This window comes from Thiolapillus sp. (assembly GCF_048562965.1).
Lineage (GTDB): Bacteria > Pseudomonadota > Gammaproteobacteria > Chromatiales > Chromatiaceae > Thiolapillus > Thiolapillus brandeum_A.
The window spans coordinates 1-6657 of the sequence record NZ_JBHNMF010000162.1 but is presented as its reverse complement, the minus strand read 5'-3'; the positions used below and the strand labels follow the sequence as shown (position 1 = coordinate 6657).

The following is a 6657-nucleotide window of genomic DNA, read 5'->3' as shown; positions in this document are numbered from 1 at the left end:
CCAAGCAGCCAGAGCACGAGCCAGAGGCTATCGAAACAACCGAACTTTTATAACTATGATCTACATGATTGCCAGCCCGGCGGGTTCCATACTGAAATCCATATGAAACGTCGAAGAGCCGATCATAATTGTACCATCCTGCACCGGATTTCTCATCGTCTTTTTTCGGTTTTTCAATTGAATTTCAATGACTTGGCATTTATAGACGGGAACAAAGTAGGCCTCCGAACGCGGCGTCCAGTCATATGGGAGCCAAGTACGGAGCGGCAACGAGCTTGCGAAGTTGTTGCGTAGTGCTTGGTGACCAGGACGGCTGGGGCACAAATTAGGTTGTCAAAGGCCGAGTCGATTTTGGGGACTGGGATGTCCCAAAATCTATCACGAGGCCGAAGACACGCTTGATTGCATGGACTCCTGCAGGTAAAAGAGATTGTTTGGTATTTTCGCCCTCCCGCCTGATGCAGTGGACGCTCGACAATGTTTATAACGCTTTGCAGGTAAGAAAGAGCTCAAAAGTTCGCATTTTGCTTATCGGGAGAGAAAAGAAACGCGATCAGTTGTCTTGGATCAATTCCGGGTCTGAAACCAGGCTTTTTTACGAGATCCGGCCGTGACGAAGGTGCGCTGCTGTTCCTGTCGCCTGAAAGGGTGGGATCTTATTCCGCGCCCCAATAGGGCGTTTCGATGCCTTCTCCCAGATCGGCCCGAATCAGCCGCCGTCTTACTTCCAGCAGCTTTTCGATGAGCGCGGGCTCGGCCTTTTCATAAGCACCTGCGTCCGGGGTGCGTTTGACCACGACGCCCAGCAATTCGGTAATGGCGTTGCCTATGGAGTTCTGGCTGATCGTGACGATGAGCTTGCCTTCATCGTTGCGGTAGATGAGCTGCTTGAAGGCTGGCTGCCAGCGTATGGCGTTGGCGTACTTGGCGTCGGTGATACAGCGGTCGCGCACTTTCTTGGCGGTAGCCAGGAATTCATTGTTGTACAGCAGCTTCTTTTCGATCTGATCCGGAAACCAGGCATCCTTGGGCATGGGGGCATTGCGTGTGGAGACCTGGGTGAAGAAGGTGCGGTAGAAGTCGATGAATCCCTTGAGGATCTCGTCATACTCACGCCAGAAACAGATGTCTTTGAGTCGCTCGGAGCCACCCTGTATCTCCCAGCTAGGCAGTCCCTGGGGATAGCCCGTGAGGCCGATGGTGGAGCTGCCTTCATCCGCCAGCTTGAGGATGTTCAGATCAAGGCCGTCGAAGAAGTCCCGGTAGACATCGCGCATGTGCTTCTGGAACAGGCTGTGCTGTCCGCCGTCGGTAAGATTGGGGTTGTCCCTGTCCGCCAGTTTGGCCGCGCGCAGCTGCTCCATGTCGAAGGCGATGAAATGGTTGTGCAGCATGCGGATGCTGGGCACACCGGGGGAGGTCAGGGACCAGGTGGCATCCAGGCTGGCTTCGCCGGCAAGGATCAGGGCGTCTGCAGGATCGGGAAACAGCTCCAGCATGTAGTCGATGAGTATCTGGTTCATGCGGTTCCAGACGTGTTTCACATCGTCCGGCACCTGGGTGCGGCGCACCGGGCGGCCCAGGGGGTTGAGAATGCACTGGGAGGTGTTGTAGATGATGGAAGTATCGAACAGGTTGCTGTGGCCCAGGGCCTTGCGGTAGAGCAGCAGGTTCTCGGGGTTGCGCAGCAGGCCGTTGTTGTTTTCCAGGTCGTTGAGGTTTTCGGTGCTGTTGAAAAACTCGTTGGGTGCCATGCCTTCGGGCACGTCCAGGGGGATGGGGCGAAACGGTGTGGTTATTTCTCTCGGGCCGGTTTGCATGGCGCTGTTCCTGCTGCATCAACAATGGCAGGCATTCTAGCGCGCTGAAGCCCTTGCGGATAATCCGCCCTTTGTATTTTGGCATAGGGGGAATCAATCGGGCAGCTCCGGCGCATTCGGTCAAGTTTGGTTGGGTGTGTCCGGGCAATGATGATAGACTGTCTGCCACTGTTCCTGACCGATTAGAGAGTCGAAGACATGAAAAATTTCACCAGTAAGATTATTTGCCTGGTAGCGGGCCTGCTGGCCCTGGTTGCCGGGACTGCTGCTGCCGCGCTTGTGGCGGAGGCCCCGACCTCGGGTTACAACCACCCTATTCCGGAAAGTCTGTTGACCCCTGATCATGTGAAAACCTCAATCGGGGAACTGAAATTCCTCGATGGCATGCCCGAGCCGGCCACCCGGCAGAAGGTCTACGACCACCTGGATTTTATGCGCGGCATGGATGTCTTCCTGAATTTCGTGCCAGCCGCTTCCCTGGAAGCCATGCGCCGGGGACACCTGGAACTGGGTGCCACCGAGGCCAATCATGTCCTCGTGTTCAACAAGCTCATGGATTCCAATGCCTTGTTCCTCACCGGCAATACCGACACGGTCTATGCTTCTGCCATCCTGGATCTGGAGCGCGACGGTCCTACCGTGGTGGAAGTCCCGCCCGGTGCCGGTCCGGGTACGGTGAACGATGCCTTCTTTCGCTTCGTTGTGGATATGGGGGCTCCTGGCCCCGACCGGAAGAAAGGCGGCATGTACCTGATATTGCCGCCGGATTACCAGGGCGATCTCAAGCCCACCCCCAACACTGCCAAGGATCCGTCCACGGTGAAGGTGAAAATCGCCGGCAAGGAGCGGAATGTCTGGGTGGCGCAGTCACGCAGCTACGTCAACTGGCTGATCCTGCGGGGTTTTCTGGTTGACGGCAAGCCGGAAGCGGCGGCACGCATGTGGAAAACCGGGTTGAAGATTTATCCACTTGCCAAGGCGGACAATCCGCCGGAAATGAAATATCTCGACGTATCAGGCAGGGTATTCAATACCATTCACGCCAATGACTTTGGTTTTTTCGAGGAAGTCTGGCAGGTTCTGCAGAAAGAACCGCTGGATTTCATCGACCCCGAGTTGCGTGGTCAGGCCGGAGCCATCGGCCTGGTGAAAGGGAAGCCTTTCGAGCCGGACGCACACCTGAAGAAGATTCTGGAGGATGCCGTGGCCGTGGCCAATGCCACCGCCCGCACTTTGTCCTTCTTCCCCAGGGACAGGCGCGCCTACCTGTATGAAAACAGCTACTGGATCACCCATTTCGTCGGCGGCGACTACCGCTGGCTGGATGGTGACGGCAAGGCAGGCCGTAACCTGGATGCGCGCACCATGTTCTTCTATCAGGCTACGGTGAACACCCCGGCCATGGCCTGGGAGATCCCCGGTGCGGGCTCCAGCTATGGCGGTCTGAACCAGGACAGGAACGGCGACATCATGCGCGGCGAAAAAAATTACAGCCTGCATCTGCCACCCGATGTGCCCGCCAAGGACTTCTGGTCCGTCGTGGTCTACGATCCTCAGACCCGCTCCCAGTTGCAGACCAGCCAACCCTTTCCGAGCAAGAACAGTACGGTTTCCAAGATGGATTACAATTCCGACGGTTCCGTGGATCTCTATTTCGGCCCCAAGCCGCCAGCCGGCAAGGAAAACAACTGGATTCAGACGGTTCCGGGTAAGACCTGGTTCCTGGTGCTGCGCCTCTACGGTCCCTTGAAGCCTTGGTTTGAAAAAACCTGGCGGCCGGGCGATCTGGAGCCCCTGTGAAAGGGGGCGCTTGTGCCGGAATAGGGAGGAAGGGAAGCTGTTCAGGGCTTGTCCAGTGTCTGTTTGCGCTCAGGAGTGAACTGCCACCAGGGCAGGGCCTCGCCCGTGTTCATGTAGTGAATGGCACCGAGAAACACATCGATGACACAGGGATCGTGTCTGGCGCCGGTCTTTTCACACAGACTGTCGTAGAGGCTGTAGGCATTCTGGCCAGTGAGTTGGTCCGGCTGGATGATGCCCAGAAGGCGCAGGTCTGCAGCCATGGCCGGGCCGATGCCGGGCAGCTGTTCGAGCAGAACGGCATCCGCCGGATTGTCAGGGGTGTTTTTCTTCATCGGATTCGGCTGGGTCGGTGCGAACCACTTCCAGCTTGAAGTCCTTTATCAGCGCCGCCAGCGCGCCCAGGGCGGCAAGTACCGGTGCAATGATGGTTACCGCACCTCCGACGGCAACCCCCGCAGTGAGAGGGATCTCCAGCAGGCTTTCACCATCGGGTTTGCGGATGATCAGCCGCCGCACGTTGCCTTCGGCGACCAGTTCCTTGATACGGTCCACCAGCTCGTTTCCCGCGATGAAGATTTCTTCTTTCCAGTCGGTGTCCTTGTTTTCCGGGCCGTTGGTCATTGTCGGATTCTCCTTTGGCTCTGCCATAACAGGTGGAATGGCGATGATGTTGTTCGGAATATAGTAGCATTCCCGGTCATGGGATTTGGCAACAACATCATTTTACGGCTGGTTGTTCTATGGCTGCTCGCCGGTTCATCTGCGTGGGCGAGCCAGGCAGTGGACTGCGGGCTTACCCATCCCCGCCTGTCCAGGGTGGTGAACGCCCGCTGCCATGATTTCAGCGTGCCCCTGAATTATGAACAGCCTGAAGGCAAACAGATAGACCTGCACGTGGCGGTGATTCCGGCCAGCGGCAATGCGCCCATGCCCGATCCCCTGTTTTTCTTTGCCGGCGGTCCCGGTCAGTCGGCCACGGAAACGGCGCTGCTCATGTGGCCGGTGTTCAGCCGCATCGTGGGACAGCGGGACATCGTTCTCATCGACCAGCGGGGAACGGGCAAATCAACACCGCTGGATTGCCCGCAGGACGAGGCGCTGTCGCTGACCACAGACGATGACCTGCTGGTACAGAAAACCCGGGAATGCCTGGAAAACCTGTCGCCGGATGTACGTTTCTTCACCTCCCGCCTGGGCGTGGAAGATGTGGAATTCGTGCGCCAGGCCCTCGGTTACACGAAGATCAACCTCATGGGTGTTTCCTATGGCACGCGCATGGCGCAGCTGGTGTTGCGGGAGCATCCGGACAGCGTGCGCAGCATCCTGCTGGATGGCGTCATTCCCCTGGAAACAGTGATCGGCGTGAACTTTGCCGCCAGCCTGCAGCAGGGCTTTTCCCCGCCTGGATGCCGAATGGCAGGCCTACCAGCAGATCTCGGTGGACGAGGAGCACAACATGAGCCTGCCTCATCCGCGCACGGGGAAGACGCTGGATCTGCAGGCCAGCCGGCAGACCCTGGATGCGGCCCTGCGCATGCTCAGCTACAGCAGCGAGACCCGTAGCCTGTTGCCCCTGCTGATTCATGCCGTGGATGAGAACGACTGGCAGCCCATGCTGGCGCAGGCGTTGCAGGTGGTGGCTTCCCTCGAAGGCGAGATGAGCGAGGGCATGCACAACAGTATCGTCTGCACGGAGGATGTGCCCTACTACCGGGATCTTCCGGCGCCATCCAACCGGGTGCTGGGGCGCTTCCCCCAGCAGATTGAAAAGCTCTGCTCGGTGTGGCCCAGGGGGGAGAGCTATGCGGATATTCACCACCCCTTGCGCAGCGATGTGCCTGCGCTGCTGCTGTCCGGTGAACTGGACCCGGTCACGCCCGTATCCTATGGTGAACAGGCGCTGCAGCAGTTCACCCGCGGGCGGCATCTGGTGGTCCCCCGGCAGGGACACAATGTGTTGCCCAGGGGCTGCGTGCCCGAGCTGGCGGCGGATTTCATCGAAAGGCTGGCGCTGACGGACCGGGAAACGGTCTGCGTGCAGCAAACGGCGCACCTGCCTTATTTCATCGACAGACTGGGGCCGGCGCCATGATCATCGCCAGGGATCTGAAAAAGCACTTCGGCGCCGTAAAGGCTGTGGATGGTGTCAGCTTCGAGATCGCCGATAGCAGGATCACCGGGCTGCTGGGGCCTAACGGTTCGGGCAAGACCACCACCCTGCGTATGCTGTATGCCCTGCTGCAACCGGATGCCGGTCAGGTGCTGGTGGATGGCATGGATGCCTGGCACGATCCCCTGCCCGCCAAGGCGGCCATGGGGGTGGTGCCGGATGCCCGCGGCCTGTACCCGAGGCTGACGGCGCGGGAGAACATCGCCTATTTTGGTGAGCTGCAGGGTATTAAAGGCGATGTGCTGGCGAAACGCATCGACGCGCTGGCACAGGAACTGGAAATGCAGGATTTTCTCGAACGCCCCTGCAAGGGTTTTTCCCAGGGGCAGCGGGCCAAGGTCGCCATCGCCCGGGCGTTCGTGGGTAATCCGCAGAACCTGCTGCTGGATGAGCCGGGCAATGGCCTTGATGTGATGAGCAATCGCGCCCTGCGCCGTTACCTGCTGCGCCAGAAGGAACAGGGCAAGGCCATACTCTTGTCCACCCATATCATGCAGGAAGTGACCGCTCTGTGTGATGAAGTGGTGGTGATCGCCGCTGGCGTGATCAAGGCCGTTGGCACGCCTGAGGCACTGATGCGGCAGGCGGGTAAGGACAATATCGAAGATGCCTTCGTGGCGCTTATTGGATCGGATGAGGGGATCATGGCATGAGTTGCCCACTCTTTATACCCTCACCCCCGGCCCCTCTCCCAAAGGGAGGGTGTCGCAAAAGCCCCTTCCTGAACGTTACGGTTGAGGGTAACCTAGTGTAGTGTTGCATTTTGCTTGGAACTTAACCGGCGATTAGCACGAACAACTTTAGCCAAGATATCCTTAGCCTTGGCTGTCCAGATGAATGGCTTGGGTTTTTGGTTGTGTATGG

The 6657-nt window shown here is 58.4% G+C and carries 9 protein-coding genes; 4 read left to right on the top strand and 5 right to left on the bottom strand.

What is annotated here, in order from left to right:
* Positions 1-60: 60 nt before the first annotated feature.
* The 3 genes from ACOCD2_RS09995 to ACOCD2_RS09985 form a co-directional block, all read right to left on the bottom strand.
* Positions 61-324, bottom strand: coding sequence for a hypothetical protein (locus tag ACOCD2_RS09995; RefSeq protein WP_293652555.1), 264 nt, complete (start codon positions 322-324; stop codon positions 61-63).
* A 1-nt stretch (position 325) separates the two neighbouring features.
* Entirely contained in the window at positions 326-478 is a 153-nt protein-coding gene (locus ACOCD2_RS09990) for a hypothetical protein (RefSeq protein ID WP_293672601.1), read from the bottom strand.
* Between the two features lie 178 nt (positions 479-656).
* Positions 657-1820, bottom strand: coding sequence for a hypothetical protein (locus tag ACOCD2_RS09985; protein ID WP_293647338.1), 1164 nt, complete (start codon positions 1818-1820; stop codon positions 657-659).
* Between the two features lie 198 nt (positions 1821-2018).
* Between ACOCD2_RS09985 and ACOCD2_RS09980 the strand changes: the two genes are divergently transcribed.
* On the top strand, positions 2019-3620 hold the full coding sequence (locus ACOCD2_RS09980) for a DUF1254 domain-containing protein (RefSeq protein WP_293647340.1): 1602 nt from the start codon (positions 2019-2021) through the stop codon (positions 3618-3620).
* Positions 3621-3661: 41 nt separating this feature from the next.
* Here ACOCD2_RS09980 and ACOCD2_RS09975 read toward each other — a convergent pair whose 3' ends face one another.
* Together ACOCD2_RS09975 and ACOCD2_RS09970 are read right to left on the bottom strand one after the other, a co-directional pair.
* Complete coding sequence (locus ACOCD2_RS09975) at positions 3662-3955, bottom strand: helix-hairpin-helix domain-containing protein (protein WP_293647342.1); 294 nt, start codon at positions 3953-3955, stop codon at positions 3662-3664.
* Entirely contained in the window at positions 3936-4244 is a 309-nt protein-coding gene (locus ACOCD2_RS09970) for a DUF4342 domain-containing protein (protein ID WP_293647344.1), read from the bottom strand. Before ACOCD2_RS09970 ends, ACOCD2_RS09975 begins: the two co-directional genes overlap by 20 nt.
* 159 nt (positions 4245-4403) lie before the next feature.
* Here ACOCD2_RS09970 and ACOCD2_RS09965 point away from each other — a divergent pair, with 159 nt between their 5' ends.
* Genes ACOCD2_RS09965 through ACOCD2_RS09955 form a run of 3 tightly spaced genes read left to right on the top strand, consistent with a single transcriptional unit; the run spans position 4404 to position 6446 of the window.
* Positions 4404-5186: an alpha/beta fold hydrolase gene (locus ACOCD2_RS09965; protein ID WP_293647346.1), complete on the top strand. Its 783-nt coding sequence runs from the start codon at positions 4404-4406 to the stop codon at positions 5184-5186.
* Positions 5080-5715 carry an alpha/beta hydrolase gene (locus ACOCD2_RS09960; protein WP_293647348.1) on the top strand — a complete coding sequence of 212 codons (636 nt, stop codon included), beginning with the start codon at positions 5080-5082 and terminating at the stop codon, positions 5713-5715. Before ACOCD2_RS09965 ends, ACOCD2_RS09960 begins: the two co-directional genes overlap by 107 nt.
* A complete protein-coding gene (locus ACOCD2_RS09955) occupies positions 5712-6446 on the top strand; it encodes an ATP-binding cassette domain-containing protein (RefSeq protein ID WP_293647350.1) in 735 nt (244 codons plus the stop codon). The genes ACOCD2_RS09960 and ACOCD2_RS09955 overlap by 4 nt, the downstream gene beginning before the upstream one ends.
* The last annotated feature ends 211 nt before the right edge of the window (positions 6447-6657 follow it).